We start from the raw sequence: 17,962 nt of genomic DNA, 5'->3' as shown, positions 1-17,962 counted from the left end.
CCTTCGCCCTTGCCGCGCATTTGCTAGGCGGGCCTTTGTTGATGATGCTCGTAGCGACGGGATTTCCGCTTTATCTCTGGCGTACGGGCGGGCTCGATTTTCTGAACGGGCCGGAGCCGAGTGCGGCACCGCCGCATTTTCTGGATGCGCCGGGCGCGCCTGCGCTCGCGGACAGGTTCCTGGCAGATGCGCGCGACGTTCATCAAAGCGTGGCGTGCCTGCTGATCGATATCGGCGGCCTTGACCGCGTGCGCCATCTGAACGGCGGGGCTGCGATGCGCGCCGCGCAAGACATGTGCCTGATGCGTATCAAGGCGCATCTGCGGGTGGGCGATGCCGCCTACCGGATCGGCGATGCGCGGTTCCTGGTTCTCGTGGGCCCCGCCGCACGGCTCGATCTCGAAGCGCTGCTGCAACTGGGCGCGCGTGTTCAATCCTCGGTGGAGGATCCGGCGGCCCTGTCGGAGATGACCCATTATCTGACCGCCTGTATCGGAATGGCCCATTCCCGGCGCTGCGCCGCGGATATCACCGGTGCAGGTTTCCTCGAGGCTGTGGAAGCCGCGCTGGAAGAGGCCGCCCTGCATGGTGCCTCGGCGATCCGGGCGTGGTCGCCAAGCCTCGATCGCAACGTCGCGACCCGCCGCATGATCCGCACAAGTGTCGTTGCCGCACTGGAAAAGGGCCAGATCGAACCCTGGTTCCAGCCACAGCTCTGCACCTCCACAGGGCGCGTCAGCGGTGTCGAAGCCCTCGCCCGATGGGTGCATCCCGAACGCGGCGTCATCGCGCCGGGCCAGTTCCTGCCCGCGCTCGAACGGGCCGGACGTCTGTCCCGTCTGGGAGAGGTGATGATTTCCCGCTCCCTTGCGGCGCTGCACCACTGGGATGCGGCCGGGCTCGATATTCCAAGCGTCAGCGTGAACCTGGCCGAGGCAGATCTGCGCGATCCGCACCTGTCGGAGCGTATCAAGTGGGACCTCGATCGACATGACCTTGCCCCCGAACGCCTTGCAATCGAGGTTCTCGAAACGGTTCTGGCCAGCAGCGATGAATGCGCCGTCGCGAAAAACGTCTCGACCCTGGCAAGCTTGGGCTGCCGGATCGATCTTGACGATTTCGGCACGGGCCGTGCCCCGATTGCCACGCTGCGCCGCATGCCGATCCAACGGCTCAAGATCGACCGCAGCTTCGTAACCGGGATCGGCGACGATCCGGAGCAGCGGCGCATCCTGACCGCCATTCTCAGCCTTGCTGACCGGTTGAACCTCGACACCCTGGCGGAAGGCGTTGAAACCTCGGGAGAGCACGCGCTTCTGGCACAACTCGGATGCGATCATGTGCAGGGCTATGGCATCGCCGAGCCGATGTCGCTTGATGCCTTCGATACCTGGCTGCCCATGCATGACGCCAAGATCGCGGATGTCCCGCTCCTCTCCCGCAAAGCCTGACAGTCCGGGGCAGCAGCGCTCCGATCCAAGGCGTCCGATTCATGCCATGACGATCCGGTGAATGCGGGCTCTAGATATGGCCACAACCCCGAATCGACTTGACCTTCGGGGCCCGCGTCTGTTGAACCCACAGCACTTGCAGCAAGGTATGGGTACGGGTCCAAATGGACGATCAGAACAAGAATCTGCTTATCGCAACGGCGCTCAGCTTTGCCGTGATCCTCGTCTGGTTTCTGTTGTTCCCGCCGCCTGACGCTGTCGAGGACCCCAATGCGCCCGCGATCTTGGAAACAGGGTCGGAGATCACGACGGATACGGCCTCCGTCCCGCAATCCGCACCGGCCGGAAGCGGAGAGGCGAGCACGACCCAACCCGCCACGGCCGACACGGCCTCCGACGCCCCGCGGGTCGAAATCGACACGCCCCGCCTTGCAGGCTCGCTGTCCCTTCTGGGCGGCCGGATCGATGACCTCTCGTTGAAGGATTATACCGAGACGATCGAGGAAGGCTCCGAGATCGTTCACCTGTTTAACCCCGCAGGGGGCGACGCGGCCTATTACGCGCTCTACGGTTGGGCGCCCGGCGCAGGCCTTTCCTTGGACGACGTGCCCGGCCCCAACACCGAATGGCGCCTCGCCGAGGGCGACATACTGACCGTCGAGACGCCGGTCACCCTCGCCTGGGACAGCCCGTCGGGCCTGACCTTCCGCCGCGAAATCGCGGTCGATCAGGATTACCTCTTCACCGTTACCCAAAGCGTCGAGAACACCACGGGCGAAACGCGTCGTCTCGCGCCTTATGGCATCCTTGCCCGCCACGGCGAGCCGGTGAACGCGAAGAACTTCTTCATCCTGCATGAAGGCGCCATCGCCATGACCGATGGCGAGCTGACCGAGATCGACTGGGGTGACATGACGGATCTGCCCGTGGCCCCCGGGATCGGCGCGCAGGCCGAAACCTTCCAGGTCACGGAAAACGGCTGGATCGGCTTTACCGACCATTACTGGATGTCGGCCCTCGTACCGGCGCCCGGATCCGGCTTCCGCGCATCGGCCAAGTACGACGCCGCGCGCGACATCTACCAAACCGAAACCGTTCTTCCGACCGTCGAGCTTGCCTCTGGCGCGAACACCTCCGTGACGACGCAGCTTTTTGCGGGCGCCAAGGAATGGGAAGCGATCCGCGAATACCAGCAGAACGGCATCGAGCGCTTTCTCGACTCCATCGACTGGGGCTGGTTCTTCTTCCTGACGAAACCGATCTTCTGGGTGCTGCACGAGCTCAACAAGCTCATCGGGAATATGGGCGTTGCGATCATCACCCTGACCTTCCTGATCAAGGCATTGCTCCTGCCGCTGGCTTACAAATCCTACGTCTCGATGGCGAAGATGAAGGAATTGCAGCCCGAGATGGAGAAGATCAAGGAGCGGGCAGGCGATGACCGCCAGAAGCTCCAGCAGGAGATGATGGGCCTCTACAAGAAGGAAAAGGTGAACCCGGCATCGGGCTGCCTGCCGATCCTTCTGCAGATCCCGATCTTCTTCTCGCTTTACAAGGTGATCTTCGTCACGCTGGAGCTGCGCCACGCGCCATTCTTCGGACCGTTCCAGGACCTCTCCGCGCCCGATCCCACCTCGATCATGAACCTGTTTGGTCTGTTGCCCTGGGGCGCGCCCGATCCGCAATCGATCATGGCCCTCGTCTTCATCGGCATCCTGCCGCTGCTCCTCGGGGTGTCGATGTGGCTGCAGCAGAAGCTGAACCCGGCGCCGACCGATCCGACGCAGGCGATGATCTTCGCCTGGATGCCCTGGGTGTTCATGTTCATGCTGGGCAGCTTTGCCAGCGGCCTCGTGGTCTACTGGATCGCGAACAACACGATCACCTTCATGCAGCAATACGCGATCATGCGGAGCCAGGGCTACAAGCCCGACGTCTTCGGCAACATTCTGTCCAGCTTCAAGAAGAAGGGCACGGACAAGACATGACCGGGCACGTCACCTCCTTGTGGCGGCATCCGATCAAGAGCCTCGGGCGCGACGCGCTCGAGGCTGTGTCTTTGTCGGAGGGGCGTACCGTGCCCTGGGATCGGCATTGGGCCATCGCCCATGAGGCCGCGGCGGTCGATGGCAGCACATGGGCGCCGTGCATGAATTTCAGCCGCGTGGCGCAATCGCCCGGCATGATGGCGGTCACGGCGAGCTTCGATGACGAGACCGGGACGATCACGCTCAACCATCCAGAATTGCCAACATTGACGGCGGATCCCGATGCCGAGGGCGACGCCATCGTCGCATGGATGGCGCCGCTGGTGCCGGAGAACCGACCGCGGCCCTCGCGGCTCGTCAGGGCGGAACATCCTGGCTGGACCGATAGCGACTTCCCGTCCGTAACCTTGTGCAACACGGTCTCGCATCGCGCTGTGGAGCAGCGGCTGGGCCAGCCCCTGTCCATCCATCGCTGGCGCGGCAATATCTGGATCGACGGCCTGGCCCCTTGGGAAGAGTTCGACTGGATGGATCAGAAGATACGCATCGGCGAGGCCGTGCTGCAGGTCCGCGAACGCACCGATCGCTGCCGCGCGACGACCGCCAACCCGGACACCGGACGCATCGACGCGGACACGCTGGGTGCGCTTGATCATTGGGATCACCGGGATTTCTCGGTCCGAGCCGAAGTGATCGAGGGTGGCCGTATCGCGCTTGGCGCAGAGGTGGAGGTGCTGCGATGACGTCCCTGCCCTTCCCCCTTGTCGAGGCACCCGATCCGCAGGAGGCCGAGGAAGCGCGCCTTCTGTTCGCACGCGGCGCGGAATTCCTCAAAGGCGTCGTCGCGATGGACGGTCTGCCGCCGGGCGACCGGGCCGAGGTCTGTTTCGCCGGTCGCTCCAACGTGGGCAAATCGAGCCTGATCAACGCGCTGACCGGTCGCAAGGGGCTTGCCCGCGCGTCGAACACGCCGGGCCGCACGCAGGAGATCAACTTCTTCACCTTGGGCGAGAGCCATTACATCGTGGACCTTCCGGGATATGGCTATGCCAATGCGCCGCTGCCGGTGGTCGAGAAATGGCAGCGTCTGCTGAAGCAATACCTGTCGGGCCGGGCGAATCTGCGGCGGGCCTTCGTGCTCATCGATGCGCGGCACGGCATCAAGGCCGTCGACGAGGAGATCCTCTCGCGCCTCGACCAGAGCGCCGTCACCTTCCAGGCCGTGTTGACCAAGGCCGACAAGATCAAGGCCAGCGAACGCGACAAGGTTCTCAACCAGGTCCGCGCCAAGCTCGCCACCCATCCCGCAGCCTTTCCCGAAATCGTCATGACTTCCGCCGAGAAGGGTGACGGCATCACAGAGTTGCGGGCGATCATCGCGAGCCTCGGGTGACAGCGCGGCCCTTGCGCGCAGGCTCTCAAGGCCCGATAACCGCAGGGCCCACCCCTTCCCGGATCCACAGATGAAGACCCAGGACATGAACCGAGACTGGCACGCCACCGCCCGCACCCTGTCCGAGGCGCTTCCGTACATGCAGCGCTATTCGGGCGCGGTCGTGGTGGTGAAGTTCGGCGGAAACGCGATGGGCGACGCGCAGGCCATGGCCGAGTTCGCCCGCGACATCGTGCTCATGCGGCAGGTCGGGATCAACCCGGTGGTCGTGCATGGCGGCGGGCCGATGATCAACGAGATGCTGGGCAAGCTCGGCATCGAATCGACCTTCGTGCGCGGCAAGCGCGTGACCGACAAGGCCACTGTCGACGTGGTGGAGATGGTCCTGACCGGCCTCGTCAACAAACGCATCGTGCAGGCCATCATGGATGAGGGTGGCCGGGCCGTGGGCCTTTCGGGCAAGGATGACGACCTGATCGTCTGCGAGGCGGACGATCCCGAACTGGGCTGGGTCGGCCGCCCGATCGAGACCAATGTGCAGGTGCTGCGCGACCTCATGGGGGCCGGCATCATTCCGGTGATCGCGCCCGTCGCCACCGGCATGGACCCGGTGGAAACCTACAACGTCAACGGCGATACGGCGGCGGGTGCCGTAGCTGGCGCGCTGCAGGCAGACCGGCTGTTGCTGCTGACGAACGTGCCCGGCGTGAAGGGCAAGAATGGCGATATCGTCACCGCGCTCACGCCCGAGGAGGTCCGTGCGATGATCGACGACGGCACCATCGCGGGCGGCATGATCCCCAAGGTCGAGACCTGCCTCGATGCGCTGGAGCGCGGTGTGCGCGGCGTGGTGATCCTCGACGGCACGGTGCCCAATGCCTGCCTGCTGGAGCTCTTCACCGAACATGGCGCAGGCTCCCTCATCAAATCGGCGGATCTGCCGCCACGCGGGCGCTGAGACGATGCGGCGCCTGATCCTCATGCGGCACGCCAAGTCCGACTGGCAATCCGGGGTCGAGGATCACGACCGCCCGCTGAACGAGCGCGGGCGCAAATCGGCGAAACTTCTGGGCCGCTGGTTGCGAGATGCCGGATACCAGCCGGATGCAGCACTCATTTCGTCGGCCATGCGTACGGTCGAGACCTTCGGCAGGCTCGATCTCGATTGTGCAGTGCGCACCACGCGCGAGCTGTACCTCGCGGATGTGGAGCAGATGCTGACGGAGCTGCGCGGGGAAACCGCCGAGACGGTCCTGATGCTCGGCCATAATCCGGGCATCGCGTATATGGCCAATCTCTGCGTGGAAGATGCGCCGGATCATCCGCGGTTTCGCGATTATCCGACGGGCGCGACCCTGGTCGCGGAGTTCGACATTGCCGACTGGTCCGAGCTTGGGACCCGCAGCGGGCACGCCGTGGATTTCGTTGTCCCGCGCGAACTGGGCTGACCGCGCGGGACTGGGTCACCGCAAACTTACTGCGCGGTGATGACCGTCATGACGAGGTCGCCATCGACGCGGATGGGGCCGTCTTCCTTGGCGCCAAGCGTGTATTCGAAGATGCCGGTTTCCATGCCGCCTTCTTCGGCGTGGACCATGAGCATCAACATGTCGCCTGCAGCCACGTCCTCGGTCAGGATCGCGGCGACGTCGGTGGTTTCACCCTTCCGGATGGGCGCATGGGCGACGACAGGGCCGGGCTTCATTTCGCTGTCGGTGCGGTGCACGACGAGCCAGCCGTTCTGCTCCGCCACGATCTTGGAGGCGCTGACCACGCCGTTTTCCACGGATTGAGCCGCCGCTTCGATGGCCGGGGCCATGGCATGGGCTGCGGCGAAAGCTGCGCCGCCGATGACGGAGAAAAGGGCCGTGGTGAGTGTCAGTCGCATGGGATGTCTCCTTTGCTGTGTTGCATTGGAAACCACGGGCGACGGCGACAGGGAGTTTCAGAACAGGCCAAAAAAAGACGCCCGCATGTGTCGATGCGGGCGCCCTTGGGAAATTTCTGACAGAAGGCTCAGTGGCCGAGGATCTGGCTCAGGAACAGCTTCGTCCGCTCGTTCTGCGGGTTGTTGAAGAATTCCTCGGGCTCGTTCTGCTCCACGATCTGGCCCTGGTCCATGAAGATCACGCGGTTGGCGACCTGACGGGCAAAGCCCATCTCGTGGGTGACGCAGAGCATGGTCATGCCTTCCTCGGCGAGGCTGACCATTGTGTCGAGAACCTCCTTGATCATCTCGGGGTCGAGCGCCGATGTCGGCTCGTCAAAGAGCATGATCCGCGGCTTCATGCAGAGCGAGCGGGCAATCGCCACACGCTGCTGCTGACCGCCCGAAAGCTGACCGGGATACTTGTCCGCCTGTTCGGGGATCTTCACCTTCTCGAGGAAATGCATCGCGGTTTCCTCGGCCTCTTTCTTGGGTGTCTTGCGGACCCAAATCGGCGCGAGCGTGCAGTTCTCGAGGATCGTGAGGTGCGGGAACAGGTTGAAGTGCTGGAACACCATCCCGACCTCGGAGCGGATCGCGTCGATGTTCTTGATGTCCGAGGACAGCACCGTCCCGTCCACCTCGATCCGGCCCTTCTGGTGCTCTTCCAGCGCGTTGATGCAGCGGATGAGCGTCGACTTGCCCGAGCCCGACGGCCCCGCGATCACGATCCGCTCACCGCGATAGACGGTCAGGTCGATGTCGCGCAGCACGTGGAAGGTGCCGTACCACTTGTTCATGTTCTCGATTGAGATTGCCACCTCGTCCGAGACGGAGAGCGCGGCGCTATTCGTGGCTGTCTGGTTCATGTCAGAGCCCTCTTAACGGTGATCGGTGGCGAGTTCTTTTTCCAGCCACTGCGAATATTTGGAGATGCCGAAGCAGACGACGAAGAAGAGGAGTGCGGCGAAGCCCAGAAGCTCCCAATAGACGCCGTTCCATTCCGTCGAGGCGAGGATCGGACCGCGGATCATGCCCACCAGATCGAACATCGAGATGATCGAGACCAGCGTCGTGTCCTTGAAGAGGCCCACCGCCACGTTGACGATGCCCGGGATCGAGATCTTCAGCGCCTGCGGCAGGATGATGAGCCGCATCGCCTGCGGGTAATCGAGGCCAAGGCTGTCGGCGGCTTCATACTGACCCTTGGGCAGTGCTGCGAGCGCGCCGCGGATCACCTCGGCGATATAGGCCGAGGCGAACATGGTGATCATGATCACCACCCGCACGAAGAGGTCGAAATTCGCCCCCGGCGGCAGGAAGTAGGCCAGTACGACCGAGGCCACGAAGAGAAGCGTGATCAGCGGCACACCCCGGACGAACTCGATGAAGATCACGCAGATCCACTTGATGATCGGCATGCTCGATTGCCGCCCGAGCGCCAGCGCAATGCCGAAGGGGATGGACAGCGACACGCAGACCGTGCCGAGCATCAGGTTCAGCATGAACCCGCCCATGTTGCGCGAGGCCACCGGCTCCAGCGCGAGGAAGCTCGATTCCCCCACGAAGCCCGTCAGCCACCACACGACGAACGCGGCGACGATCCCGCCGAAGAAGCCCATCGCGAAGCTTTGCGTCACGAGCCGCGCATAGACGATGTAGCCCGCCACGAAGCCCAGAAGCGCCAGGATCGGCACGAGGATCGATCCGCCCCAGATCAGGTAATAGGCGATGAACGGATAAAGCGCGCTGAAGATCAGCATCTGCGCCGGGAAGACCTTGCGGAACAGCACGGGGGCCACGGCGACGAACAGCAACACGAAGGCCAGTGCCGGGCGCCAGTAAAGCTCGCTCGGGTACTGGAACCCGAAAAGAAGCTGGTTCCAGCGCTCCGACAGGACAGCGAAGCAGCCGCCGACCTGACCTTCCAGGATCTCGCGACAGGCCCGGATCGAGGGCGCATCCCAGATCCCGTTGGCGAACCACGGAAAGACCGACGTCACCAGCCAGTAGATGCAGTAAAGCGCGATCAGCGTCAGGATCGAGTTCTGAACATTGGCAAAGAGGTTCAGGCGCATCCATTTGACGACACCGCGCTCAGCGGCGGGGGGCTCCTGCTCAGGCAGCATGCTCTCGCGCACGAAGCGCACGGAATGGGCGTGGGTATCGGCCATCTCAGCGCTCCTTCAGCTTAACGGAATTGTTGTAGACGTTCATGATCGCCGAAATGGAGAGGCTGATCGTCAGGTAGAACGCCATCAGAAGCAGGATGCACTCGATCGCACGGCCCGTCTGGTTGAGCGTGATGCCCCCCAGCGTGCCGGTCAGGTCCATGTAGCCCACGGCAATGGCCAGCGACGAGTTCTTCGTGATGTTGAGGTAATGCGAGATGAGCGGCGGAATGATCACCCGCAGCGCCTGCGGCAGGATCACGAGGTTCATGATCCGGCGCGGACGCAGGCCGAGCGAAGCCGCGGCTTCGGTCTGCCCCTTGGAGACGGACAGGATGCCCGCGCGCACGTTCTCGGCGATGAAGGCACCGGTATAGATCGCCAGCGCGAACCACAGCGCGATCAGGCTGCCCAGGATGTTGATGCCGCCGGTGAAGTTGAAGCCACCGAGCTCGGGATATTCGAGCGAAATGGGCTGGCCCAGCACGAAATAGGCAAGGATCGCGGGCAGGAAGATGATCGCCAGCGTCGGCCAACCGGTGGGCAGAAGCTTGCCCGTCTCATAGAGCAGCTTCGTGGCATACCGGCGGTACCAGACCGCCCCGACAAGGCTGGCAATGAAGACGAGGACAACCGCCCAGCCGCCCGGTCCGAAGATCGGCTTCGGAACGTAGACGCCGCGATTGGTGAAGGCCACGCTGTCGAACAGCACCATGGAGGCCGCCGCATCTTCGCCCCGGAAGTCGCGGGGGGCGGGCATCACGGCCGTCATGACGGTGAAGATGATGATGATCCAGATCAGGACCGGAACGTTGCGGAACGCCTCGACATAGGCCGACATCAGCTTGCGCATGAGCCAGTTCTGCGACAGTCGCGCAACGCCCGCGAAGACGCCGAAGATCGTCGCCGTGATACAGGCCAGGAACGACACCAGCAGGGTGTTCAGAACGCCCACGAGCGCCGCACGCCAGTGGTCCATCTGGTTGTTGTATTCGATCAGGGTCTGGTTGATGTCGTAATTCGCTGCATCACCGAGGAAGTTGAACGAAATCACCAGCCCGGCATCTCTGAGGTTCTGCAACAGGTTCGAGCCCAGATAGGCGAACAAGGCTGCCACGCAGACAAGCGCGATGAACTGGAATGTGTAGCCACGGTACCGCGTGTCGTTCAGCAGCATCGACGGCTTGAACGCGCTCTGCGGGGGATCGCTGAGTGTCGTCATGAGGGGTATCCCTGGGGCTATCCAGATCCGGAATGCCGCCCGGTTGATCCGGTGCTGACTGGTCTGGATTGTTTATTTTGAGGTCGTATCAGGTCTTGAAGTTGAAAGGGCGCGGGGTGTGATGCCCGCGCCCTTCCAAGTCCGAACTTAGCGGAACGGCGGTGCGTAGAGCAGGCCACCTTCGGTCCACTGCGCGTTCAGGCCGCGCGACAGGCCGATCGGGGTCGACTCGCCGATGTTCTTGGCGAAGAGCTCACCGTAGTTGCCGCCAGCGGCAATCGCGCGCTTGGCCCAGTCGGCCTCAAGGCCGAACATCGCGCCAAGATCACCCTCGGAGCCGAGGATACGCTTCACTTCCGGGTTCCCGTTGGCAGCCATCTCGTCGATATTCGCCGAGGTGATGCCGTACTCTTCCGCCGCGATCAGGGCGTTGAGGGTCCAGCGGACCACGTCGCCCCAGTCGTTGTCGCCGTGACGCACGAGCGGGCCGAGCGGCTCTTTCGAGATGATCTCGGGCAGAACAACGTGGTCGGCCGGTGCTTCGAAGGCCGCACGCGTTGCCGCGAGGCCCGACGCATCGGTGGTGTACACGTCACAGGCGCCCGCGAGGTACTGCTGCTGGGCTTCCGCGTTGGTCTCGATCGGGACCGGCGTGTATTCCATGTTGTTGTTGCGGAAGTAGTCCGCGAGGTTCAGCTCGGTCGTGGTGCCGGTCTGGATGCAGACCGTCGCGCCGTTGAGCTCGGTCGCCGAGGACACGCCCAGCGCCTTGGGCACCATGAAGCCCTGACCGTCATAGTAGTTCACGCCGACGAATTCGAACTTCAGGTCCACGTCGCGCGAGAAGGTCCAGGTGGTGTTGCGTGCGAGCATGTCGATCTCGCCCGAGGCCAACGCGGTGAAGCGCGTCTTGCCGGTCGTGGGCACGAATTCGACCGCGGTGGGATCGCCCAGCACAGCAGCTGCAACCGCGCGGCAGACGCCGACGTCGAAGCCTTCCCACTCGCCGTTCGCATCCGGTGCCGCGAAGCCGACGAGACCGGTGGTCACGCCGCAGTTCAGCGTTCCACGCTCTTTCACGGCGTCCAGCGTTTGGGCACCTGCGGCGCCGGCGCTGAGGCCAGCGGCGGTGAGTGCGCCAAGAATTACCGTCTTTTTCATACTTACCTCTTCCTGTTTTCCGCCACTCTTGGGGCGGCGTATGCATCCCTTATCAGGATGCGTTTTAGGCTTCGCCCGAGCAAATTGTCGCTGAGCGTGCGCAACTTTGGTCGGATTTAGCGCATGAGGTCAACCCAAAGCGCCTTCAAAACAAGCGCTGCACAGGATTTCATCACTCGGTTGACGGCAGGTCCGCAGGTTGCCCCTTGGACAGGCGCCAAACCCGCACCGCATCCATGAAAGCAAGGCGTTTGACCGCCGCCATCTCGGCCGCTTCCTCGTCTTCGCCCCAAAGCTCGGCCTGGTAGTCTTCGTCCAATCTGGAGGCAGACCAAAGCGCGCCCGGGTCGAAATCGCGGGTTGCGGCAAATCCTAGCACGAGGGAGCCTGTCAGGGACACAAGATCGTGAAAGGCCGCGAGGCCAAATGCATCGATTCCGTGCACCTCGTCGCGCAGCCGGGCCAGCGCCGCGGGATCCTGCGGTTGGTGCATGATGCCCGTGCGCGGCGCGAGCCGCGCGCCCAGCGCCGTCGCCGCCCAGTCGAGATAGGGGTCCCAGGTCGCCGCCTGTCGCGCGACCAGATCGGCCGGCGCATCGGCGCGGTAGCACAGAAGATCGCTGTCGCCGTAAGCGGCCAGCATCTCGGCGACCTCGGCATGCTGGTGGCGGACCTTGTCGATGGCGGCATTGGCGCTGCGCGTCACCGGCATGGAACCGGGATCGATGGTGTCTTCCTGCGCGTCCCATTCGGCCGCGATCTCTTCGGCGAAGACCGCGTGCGGCACGATCAGAGGCGCCTTCGCGGGTGTCCGGATCGGGCGCGCATCGAGCAGCACACGCCAGCCCCCCTCGGTCTCTTCGCACCGCGCTTCCGTCCAGAACCGCTTCATCGCCCAAGCGTTCATGTCTCGCCCCATATGTCTCGAAGCAGCGCCGGCAGCGCCGCGATATCGTCGATCAGGTGATGCGCCTGATGGAGGCGCGGGGCCGGGTGATAGCCCCAAGTGACCCCGATGGCCACCATGCCCGCCGCGCGCGCCATGGCCATGTCGAACTCCGTGTCGTCTATCATCACCGCATGCTGCGGGGCGACGCCGGTGTCGGACAGGGCTGCGTGCAGCATCGCCGGATGCGGCTTCGAAGCGTGATGGTCCGAGACCTGTTCCGTGACGAAGCGCCCGCGCAGCCCGTGCCCGTCGAGCAGCGCATCGAGCCCGCGCCGCGACTTGCCCGTGGCAATGCCCGGCAGCCAATGCGGCACGGCATGGACCGCATCCAGCGTGTCGCGGACACCGGGAAAAAGCGGCGATCCCTCCGCCGCGCCGACCTCGCGGCGCCGCAGGGCGTAGCTGTCCTTGTAGGCTGCGACCATCTGCATGCGGGTCTCGACCGGCAGATCGGGTGCCAGTTCGGCCATCGCTTCGGGCAGCGAAAGACCCACGATCCCCAGAACGGCCTCGCGCGGCGGGGGCGCCAGACCGGCGCTGGCGAAGGCCGCCTCCATCGCGGCGCAGATATCGGCCTGGCTGTCGACCAGCGTACCGTCCACGTCGAAGACGACAAGGCGCAGTTCGCCGCTCATCGCAGCTTCTCGAACGGGTCTTCGGCGGCGAAGCTTTCCTCCCAGCCGAGGGTGTCCCAGCTTTCCGCCATGTGCTTGGGCAGGGGCGCGTTGATCACCACGGGCTTTCCCGTCACCGGATGTACGAAGCCCATCGTGCGGGCATGCAGGTGCAGCTTGCGGCTGATGATGCCGCCCAGCTGCGCGCCCCAGCCATCGCCGAGGTTTTCCTGCCCGGAGCCACCATATTTGCCGTCACCGATGATCGGATGCCCGATCTCGGCCATATGCGCGCGCAGCTGGTGGGTGCGGCCGGTGATCGGCTCCATCGCGACCCAGGCGGCACGGCTCGCCACGCGGTAGAGCGTTGCATAAAGCGTATGCGCCCGCTTCGCGCCGGGCGTCGTGTCCATCTCGGCAGGGTGAACGGCGTGCATCTTCTCGCCCTCGCCGCCCTTGCCGTGGCCGGGCGCCTTCACGAGGCCGAAGCGGATCTCGCCCAGATAGGGCGTCGGCACGCCCGCCACGAGCGCCCAGTAGATCTTGCGCGTTTCCTTGTGCCGAATCGCGGTGCTCAGGTCCTTCGCGACCTCGCGTGTGCGCGCAAGCAGCAGAACGCCCGACGTATCCTTGTCGAGCCGGTGCACAAGCCGCGGCTTTTCGTCGTATCCGAATGTCAGCGCTTCGGAGAGCCCGTCCACATGCTTGGTCTGTTTCGATCCGCCCTGCGTCGGCAGGCCCGGCGGCTTGTTCAGCGCGATGATGTGATCGTCGCGCCAGATCACGCAATCGCGGATCATTTCCGCATCGGCATCCGAGACTTTGGGCTTCGGACGCGCCGCCACCACTTCGGCATCGGGGGCCGGGATCGGGGGGATGCGGACCTGATGACCGGTCTGGAGGCGGAAATTGGCCTTCACCCGGCCGCCATCGACGCGCAGTTCGCCCTTGCGGCACATCTTCTCGATCCGGCCTTGCGCGAGATGCGGAAACAGCCGCTTCAGCCAGCGGTCGAGCCGCTGATCCCCGTCACCGGGGCCGATGGTCAGGGTCTGGACGCCGCTCATTGTGCAATGCTCCGTGCGAGAAAAAGGCCCGCGGCCAGCGCCGCCAGCGACAGGATGACCGATGCCGCAACATAGCCCGCCGCCGCGCCCAGCGCGCCCCGTTCGTAAAGCGTGACCGCGTCAAGCGAGAAGGCCGAGAAGGTCGTGAACCCGCCCAGGAAGCCCGTCATCAGCAAGGGCGCGAACCTCGTTCCGCCCAGATGCGCGAGCATCACAACCAGAACGCCCATCAGGAAGGAGCCCGCGACATTGACCGTCAGCGTCCCCCAGGGAAAGCCGTGCCCCATCGCGCGCAGGGCCGCAAGGCCGGTAAGATACCGGGCCACAGCACCCAGCGCACCGCCAAGCGCCACCTGAAGAAGCGTTGTCATCATGGCGCGCGCATCGCCCCCCGCCACGAAATTGTCAAGCGGCGGGGGCTCTGGCGGGCATTTCCCTGGCCCCGGTCGCGGACTATCTTCGCGCCGAGGACACGGAGGAAACCATGCTCACACGCCGTCACATGCTTCAGGGTCTTGCCGCCAGCACCGCGACGGGCGCCCTGCCCCGGACAGCGCGCGCGGAGTTCCCGCTGCTCGACATGGCGCCGTCGCAGGCGCAGATCGCACCGGGCGACATGGCTGCGACCGATCTCTGGACCTTCAATGGCAGCTTTCCCGGCACCGAGATCCGCCACACCCAAGGCGACCGCTTTCAATGGCGGGCGGTCAACAATCTCAGCCAGCCCACGGCGGTGCATTGGCACGGCATCCGGATCGAAAACGCGATGGACGGCGTGCCGGGCGTCACGCAGGACCCGATCCCGCCGGGCGGCAGCTTCGACTACGACTTCGCCCTGCCCGATGCGGGCACGCATTGGTATCATTCCCACGCGCAGAGCGTCGAACAGGTGGAACGCGGGCTTTACGGTGCGCTGATCGTGGAGGAACCCGAGGCGCCCGACGTGGACCGCGACCTGACACTGGTGATCGACGATATCCGGCTCGGGCGCGACGCGCAGATCACCGCGGATTTCGACAACCTGCATGACCGCTCCCATGCGGGCCGGATTGGGAACGTGGTGCTGACGAATGGCGCGCCGGAGGCCCGGTTCGAGGTCGCGCGCAATTCCCGCCTGCGGCTTCGGATCATCAACGCGGCCAATGCGCGGATCTTCACGCTGGGGCTGATGGGGCTCGACGGCTGGGTGATGGCGCTGGACGGGATGCCGCTGGCAGAACCGGAAAAGGTCGTGGACCCGCTGACCTTGGCCCCCGCCCAGCGCGTCGATCTCTTCGTCGATGTCACAACGGAAGAGGCGGAGGCCTTCCTGCTGCATTTCGACCGCACGGGCGGCTATGCGCAGGCCAGCTTCACCGTCACCCCCGGCACGCGCAACCGGCGCGATGCGCCCGATGCCCTGCCGCCCAATCCCGATTTTCCCATCGATCTGGCGAATGCCGTTCCGCAGCGCGTGCTGATGCAGGGCGGTGCGATGCGGGGCCTTCCGGAGGCGCGGTTCAAAGGGGAGGTCCTTTCGGGCCGCGATCTGGCTGCCGAAGGCATGGTCTGGGCGATCAACGGACAGGCGGGCCGCGATGCAACCCCGATGCTCGAGGTGGCGTTGGGACAAAGCGTGCGGCTCGGCATGGCCAATGACAGCGCCTTCCCGCATGCGATGCACCTGCACGGGATGCATTTCGCAGAAGTCCTGCCCGATGGCGGCCTTGGCCCCTTGCGCGACACGATCCTGCTTGGCCCCGACGAGACGAAAGAGGTGGCCTTCGCCGCGCATAATCCGGGCGATTGGCTGTTTCACTGCCACATGCTCGGGCATCATGCGAGCGGACTGGGCTCTTTCATCCGGGTCACGGCCTGAGCCGGGCTTGCGCGACTCGGGTCTTTCGGCCAAGGCTTGATCAAATGATCAAATTTTCCGCCTGACCGGGAGGCCCCTCATGGACGGCACACTCACCGCGAACGACCTGTCCCACATCGTCACCGCCGACAAGGCGCATGTCTGGCATCACCTGAGCCAGCACAAACCGTGGGAGACCTCGGATCCGAACATCCTGATCGAGGGCAAGGGGATGCGGGTCTGGAACCAGAACGGCAAGGAACATCTCGATGCCGTCTCGGGCGCGGTCTGGACCGTGAATGTGGGCTACGGCCGCGAAGAGATCGCGCGCGCCGTCTACGACCAGCTCTGCAAGATGAACTATTTTGCGGGGGCGGCGGGCACCGTGCCCGGCGCGCTCTTTGCCGAGCGGCTGATCGAGAAGATGCCGGGGCAGTCCCGCGTCTATTACTGCAACTCGGGGAGCGAGGCCAACGAGAAGGCCTTCAAGATGGTCCGCCAGATCGCCCACAAGCGCTATGGCGGCAAGAAGCACAAGATCCTTTACCGCGACCGCGATTACCACGGCACCACGATCGGCGCGCTGTCGGCGGGCGGTCAGGACGAACGCAACGCGCAATACGGCCCCTTCGCGCCCGGTTTCGTGCGCGTGCCGCATTGCCTTGAATATCGTCGTCACGAACAGGACGGCGCGCCCGTTGAGAATTATGGCGAATGGGCCGCTAACCAGATCGAGGAAGTGATCCTGCGCGAAGGCCCCGACACGGTGGGCGCCCTTTGCCTCGAGCCCGTGACGGCGGGTGGCGGCGTGATCGTCCCGCCCGAAGGCTACTGGCCGCGCGTGCAGGAGATCTGCCGGAAATACGACATCCTTCTGCATATCGACGAGGTCGTCTGCGGCGTGGGCCGCACCGGCACATGGTTCGGCTACCAGCATTACGGGATCGAGCCCGACATGGTCACAATGGCAAAGGGCGTGGCCTCGGGCTATGCGGCCATCGCCTGCCTGACCACGACCGAGGCCGTGTTCGATCTGTTCAAGACCGACGCGGACGATCCGATGGATTACTTCCGCGACATCTCGACCTTCGGGGGCTGCACGGCCGGTCCGGCGGCGGCCATGGAGAACATGCGGATCATCGAGGACGAGGACCTTCTCGGCAACACGACCCGGATGGGCGACTACATGCTGGAGGGTCTCGAAGAGCTGAAGGGCAAGCATCAGATCATCGGCGATGTGCGCGGCAAGGGTCTGTTCCTCGGTGCGGAGCTGGTGACGGACCGCGACACCAAGGATCCGGTCGAAGAGGCGCGGGTCAAGGCGGTGGTGGCGGATTGCATGGGTCAGGGGTTGATCATCGGCGCCACGAACCGTTCCGTGCCGGGCAAGAACAACACGCTCTGCTTCTCGCCTGCGCTGATAGCCAAGAAGGATGATATCGACGAGATCATCGACGGTGTGGACGGCGCCCTGACCCGCGTCTTCGGATGAGCGAGACGAATGCGTTCGGCCAGCCGGTCGGCGCGCGCGTCACGACCGCCCTGCCCTGCGCCCGGCCCGGCACCGAACTTTCGGGCCGGACCTGCCGCCTGACAGCGGTGCATCCGGATCACGCGGATGGCTTGTTTGCGGCCTATGGCGCGGATGCGGACGGGCGGAACTGGACCTATCTGCCGCTCGATCCGCCTGCGGATGCGGCCGAGATGCGCGAACGGCTCCGGGGCATGGCGGACAGCTCCGATCCGCTCTTCGTGACGATCCTCGATGCGCAGGACCAACCGCTCGGCACGGCCAGCTACCTGCGCATCGATCCCGAGGTCGGGAGTGTGGAGGTCGGCGGGATCACCTATTCGCCGCGCCTGCAACGGAGGGTCATGGCGACCGAGGCCATGTATTTGATGATGCGGCAGGCCTTCGAATTGGGCTACCGCCGCTACGAATGGAAATGCGATGCGCTGAACGCGCCGTCCCGGCGCGCGGCGGAACGGCTTGGCTTCACCTATGAGGGCACGCACCGTCAGGCGCGCGTCAACAAGGGGCGCAACCGCGACACGGCGTGGTTTTCGATCCTCGATCACGAATGGCCCGCGCGGAAGGCAGCACTTGAGGTCTGGCTCGCGCCCGAGAATTTCGACGCCGAAGGGCGGCAGAAACAGGCGCTCACCGTCTGACGGATGCCCC

The 17,962-nt window shown here is 64.6% G+C and carries 18 protein-coding genes; 9 read left to right on the top strand and 9 right to left on the bottom strand.

Features of this window, described 5'->3' with window-relative positions:
* Positions 1-41 precede the first annotated feature (41 nt).
* The 6 genes from FIV09_RS01705 to FIV09_RS01680 all read left to right on the top strand — a co-directional run bounded on the left by FIV09_RS01705 (position 42) and on the right by FIV09_RS01680 (position 6,280).
* Positions 42-1,451, top strand: a complete 1,410-nt coding sequence (locus FIV09_RS01705) for a GGDEF domain-containing phosphodiesterase (protein WP_172975600.1) — start codon at positions 42-44, stop codon at positions 1,449-1,451.
* Between the two features lie 164 nt (positions 1,452-1,615).
* A complete protein-coding gene (gene yidC, locus FIV09_RS01700; protein ID WP_152448366.1) occupies positions 1,616-3,439 on the top strand; it encodes a membrane protein insertase YidC in 1,824 nt (607 codons plus the stop codon).
* Complete coding sequence (locus FIV09_RS01695) at positions 3,436-4,182, top strand: MOSC domain-containing protein (protein ID WP_152448365.1); 747 nt, start codon at positions 3,436-3,438, stop codon at positions 4,180-4,182. Before yidC ends, FIV09_RS01695 begins: the two co-directional genes overlap by 4 nt.
* The gene (gene yihA / locus FIV09_RS01690; RefSeq protein ID WP_152448364.1) at positions 4,179-4,832 is read left to right on the top strand and encodes a ribosome biogenesis GTP-binding protein YihA/YsxC; all 654 of its coding nucleotides are present in this window, start codon (positions 4,179-4,181) and stop codon (positions 4,830-4,832) included. The genes FIV09_RS01695 and yihA overlap by 4 nt, the downstream gene beginning before the upstream one ends.
* 70 nt (positions 4,833-4,902) lie before the next feature.
* Entirely contained in the window at positions 4,903-5,790 is an 888-nt protein-coding gene (gene argB, locus FIV09_RS01685) for an acetylglutamate kinase (RefSeq protein WP_152448363.1), read from the top strand.
* Between the two features lie 4 nt (positions 5,791-5,794).
* A complete protein-coding gene (locus FIV09_RS01680; RefSeq protein WP_152448362.1) occupies positions 5,795-6,280 on the top strand; it encodes a histidine phosphatase family protein in 486 nt (161 codons plus the stop codon).
* A 26-nt stretch (positions 6,281-6,306) separates the two neighbouring features.
* Here the strand turns inward: FIV09_RS01680 and FIV09_RS01675 are convergent, their stop codons facing one another.
* The 9 genes from FIV09_RS01675 to crcB form a co-directional block, all read right to left on the bottom strand.
* Positions 6,307-6,720: a hypothetical protein gene (locus FIV09_RS01675; RefSeq protein ID WP_152448361.1), complete on the bottom strand. Its 414-nt coding sequence runs from the start codon at positions 6,718-6,720 to the stop codon at positions 6,307-6,309.
* Positions 6,721-6,848: 128 nt separating this feature from the next.
* Positions 6,849-7,628 carry an amino acid ABC transporter ATP-binding protein gene (locus FIV09_RS01670; protein ID WP_152448360.1) on the bottom strand — a complete coding sequence of 260 codons (780 nt, stop codon included), beginning with the start codon at positions 7,626-7,628 and terminating at the stop codon, positions 6,849-6,851.
* Positions 7,629-7,640: 12 nt separating this feature from the next.
* Complete coding sequence (locus FIV09_RS01665) at positions 7,641-8,933, bottom strand: amino acid ABC transporter permease (RefSeq protein WP_152448359.1); 1,293 nt, start codon at positions 8,931-8,933, stop codon at positions 7,641-7,643.
* Between the two features lies 1 nt (position 8,934).
* Positions 8,935-10,152: an amino acid ABC transporter permease gene (locus FIV09_RS01660; RefSeq protein ID WP_152448358.1), complete on the bottom strand. Its 1,218-nt coding sequence runs from the start codon at positions 10,150-10,152 to the stop codon at positions 8,935-8,937.
* Positions 10,153-10,299: 147 nt separating this feature from the next.
* On the bottom strand, positions 10,300-11,313 hold the full coding sequence (locus FIV09_RS01655) for an amino acid ABC transporter substrate-binding protein (protein ID WP_152448357.1): 1,014 nt from the start codon (positions 11,311-11,313) through the stop codon (positions 10,300-10,302).
* Between the two features lie 172 nt (positions 11,314-11,485).
* Positions 11,486-12,220 (bottom strand): ATP12 family chaperone protein, encoded by a 735-nt coding sequence (locus FIV09_RS01650; RefSeq protein WP_152448356.1) that lies wholly within the window; start codon positions 12,218-12,220, stop codon positions 11,486-11,488.
* Positions 12,217-12,897, bottom strand: a complete 681-nt coding sequence (locus FIV09_RS01645) for an HAD-IA family hydrolase (RefSeq protein ID WP_152448355.1) — start codon at positions 12,895-12,897, stop codon at positions 12,217-12,219. The genes FIV09_RS01650 and FIV09_RS01645 overlap by 4 nt, the downstream gene beginning before the upstream one ends.
* Positions 12,894-13,943 carry an RluA family pseudouridine synthase gene (locus tag FIV09_RS01640; protein WP_152448354.1) on the bottom strand — a complete coding sequence of 350 codons (1,050 nt, stop codon included), beginning with the start codon at positions 13,941-13,943 and terminating at the stop codon, positions 12,894-12,896. Before FIV09_RS01640 ends, FIV09_RS01645 begins: the two co-directional genes overlap by 4 nt.
* Positions 13,940-14,317, bottom strand: coding sequence for a fluoride efflux transporter CrcB (crcB, locus tag FIV09_RS01635; protein WP_152448353.1), 378 nt, complete (start codon positions 14,315-14,317; stop codon positions 13,940-13,942). The genes FIV09_RS01640 and crcB overlap by 4 nt, the downstream gene beginning before the upstream one ends.
* A 110-nt stretch (positions 14,318-14,427) precedes the next feature.
* On the opposite strand from crcB, the gene FIV09_RS01630 reads away from it, so the two are divergent.
* From FIV09_RS01630 to FIV09_RS01620, 3 genes are all read left to right on the top strand, one after another.
* Positions 14,428-15,801: a multicopper oxidase family protein gene (locus FIV09_RS01630; protein WP_152448352.1), complete on the top strand. Its 1,374-nt coding sequence runs from the start codon at positions 14,428-14,430 to the stop codon at positions 15,799-15,801.
* A gap of 79 nt (positions 15,802-15,880) precedes the next feature.
* Positions 15,881-17,272: an aspartate aminotransferase family protein gene (locus FIV09_RS01625; RefSeq protein ID WP_152448351.1), complete on the top strand. Its 1,392-nt coding sequence runs from the start codon at positions 15,881-15,883 to the stop codon at positions 17,270-17,272.
* Positions 17,269-17,952: a GNAT family N-acetyltransferase gene (locus FIV09_RS01620; protein WP_152448350.1), complete on the top strand. Its 684-nt coding sequence runs from the start codon at positions 17,269-17,271 to the stop codon at positions 17,950-17,952. Before FIV09_RS01625 ends, FIV09_RS01620 begins: the two co-directional genes overlap by 4 nt.
* Positions 17,953-17,962 lie beyond the last annotated feature (10 nt).

Origin of the sequence: Roseivivax sp. THAF197b (assembly GCF_009363255.1) — a bacterium.
In the GTDB taxonomy this organism is placed as follows: Bacteria; Pseudomonadota; Alphaproteobacteria; order Rhodobacterales; family Rhodobacteraceae; genus Roseivivax.
This window is presented reverse-complemented; position numbering and strand designations above follow the sequence as displayed.

Excerpts from the sequence above, each read along its gene's own strand:
- FIV09_RS01625 (WP_152448351.1), top strand. The coding sequence starts at position 15,881 with ATGGACGGCACACTCACCGCGAACGACCTGTCCCACATCGTCACCGCC.
- FIV09_RS01650 (WP_152448356.1), bottom strand. The coding sequence starts at position 12,220 with ATGAACGCTTGGGCGATGAAGCGGTTCTGGACGGAAGCGCGGTGCGAA.
- yidC (WP_152448366.1), top strand. The coding sequence starts at position 1,616 with ATGGACGATCAGAACAAGAATCTGCTTATCGCAACGGCGCTCAGCTTT.
- crcB (WP_152448353.1), bottom strand. The coding sequence starts at position 14,317 with ATGATGACAACGCTTCTTCAGGTGGCGCTTGGCGGTGCGCTGGGTGCT.
- FIV09_RS01645 (WP_152448355.1), bottom strand. The coding sequence starts at position 12,897 with ATGAGCGGCGAACTGCGCCTTGTCGTCTTCGACGTGGACGGTACGCTG.
- FIV09_RS01630 (WP_152448352.1), top strand. The coding sequence starts at position 14,428 with ATGCTCACACGCCGTCACATGCTTCAGGGTCTTGCCGCCAGCACCGCG.
- FIV09_RS01705 (WP_172975600.1), top strand. The coding sequence starts at position 42 with ATGATGCTCGTAGCGACGGGATTTCCGCTTTATCTCTGGCGTACGGGC.
- FIV09_RS01665 (WP_152448359.1), bottom strand. The coding sequence starts at position 8,933 with ATGGCCGATACCCACGCCCATTCCGTGCGCTTCGTGCGCGAGAGCATG.
- yihA (WP_152448364.1), top strand. The coding sequence starts at position 4,179 with ATGACGTCCCTGCCCTTCCCCCTTGTCGAGGCACCCGATCCGCAGGAG.
- FIV09_RS01695 (WP_152448365.1), top strand. The coding sequence starts at position 3,436 with ATGACCGGGCACGTCACCTCCTTGTGGCGGCATCCGATCAAGAGCCTC.
- FIV09_RS01655 (WP_152448357.1), bottom strand. The coding sequence starts at position 11,313 with ATGAAAAAGACGGTAATTCTTGGCGCACTCACCGCCGCTGGCCTCAGC.
- FIV09_RS01640 (WP_152448354.1), bottom strand. The coding sequence starts at position 13,943 with ATGAGCGGCGTCCAGACCCTGACCATCGGCCCCGGTGACGGGGATCAG.
- FIV09_RS01675 (WP_152448361.1), bottom strand. The coding sequence starts at position 6,720 with ATGCGACTGACACTCACCACGGCCCTTTTCTCCGTCATCGGCGGCGCA.
- FIV09_RS01670 (WP_152448360.1), bottom strand. The coding sequence starts at position 7,628 with ATGAACCAGACAGCCACGAATAGCGCCGCGCTCTCCGTCTCGGACGAG.
- argB (WP_152448363.1), top strand. The coding sequence starts at position 4,903 with ATGAAGACCCAGGACATGAACCGAGACTGGCACGCCACCGCCCGCACC.
- FIV09_RS01620 (WP_152448350.1), top strand. The coding sequence starts at position 17,269 with ATGAGCGAGACGAATGCGTTCGGCCAGCCGGTCGGCGCGCGCGTCACG.
- FIV09_RS01660 (WP_152448358.1), bottom strand. The coding sequence starts at position 10,152 with ATGACGACACTCAGCGATCCCCCGCAGAGCGCGTTCAAGCCGTCGATG.
- FIV09_RS01680 (WP_152448362.1), top strand. The coding sequence starts at position 5,795 with ATGCGGCGCCTGATCCTCATGCGGCACGCCAAGTCCGACTGGCAATCC.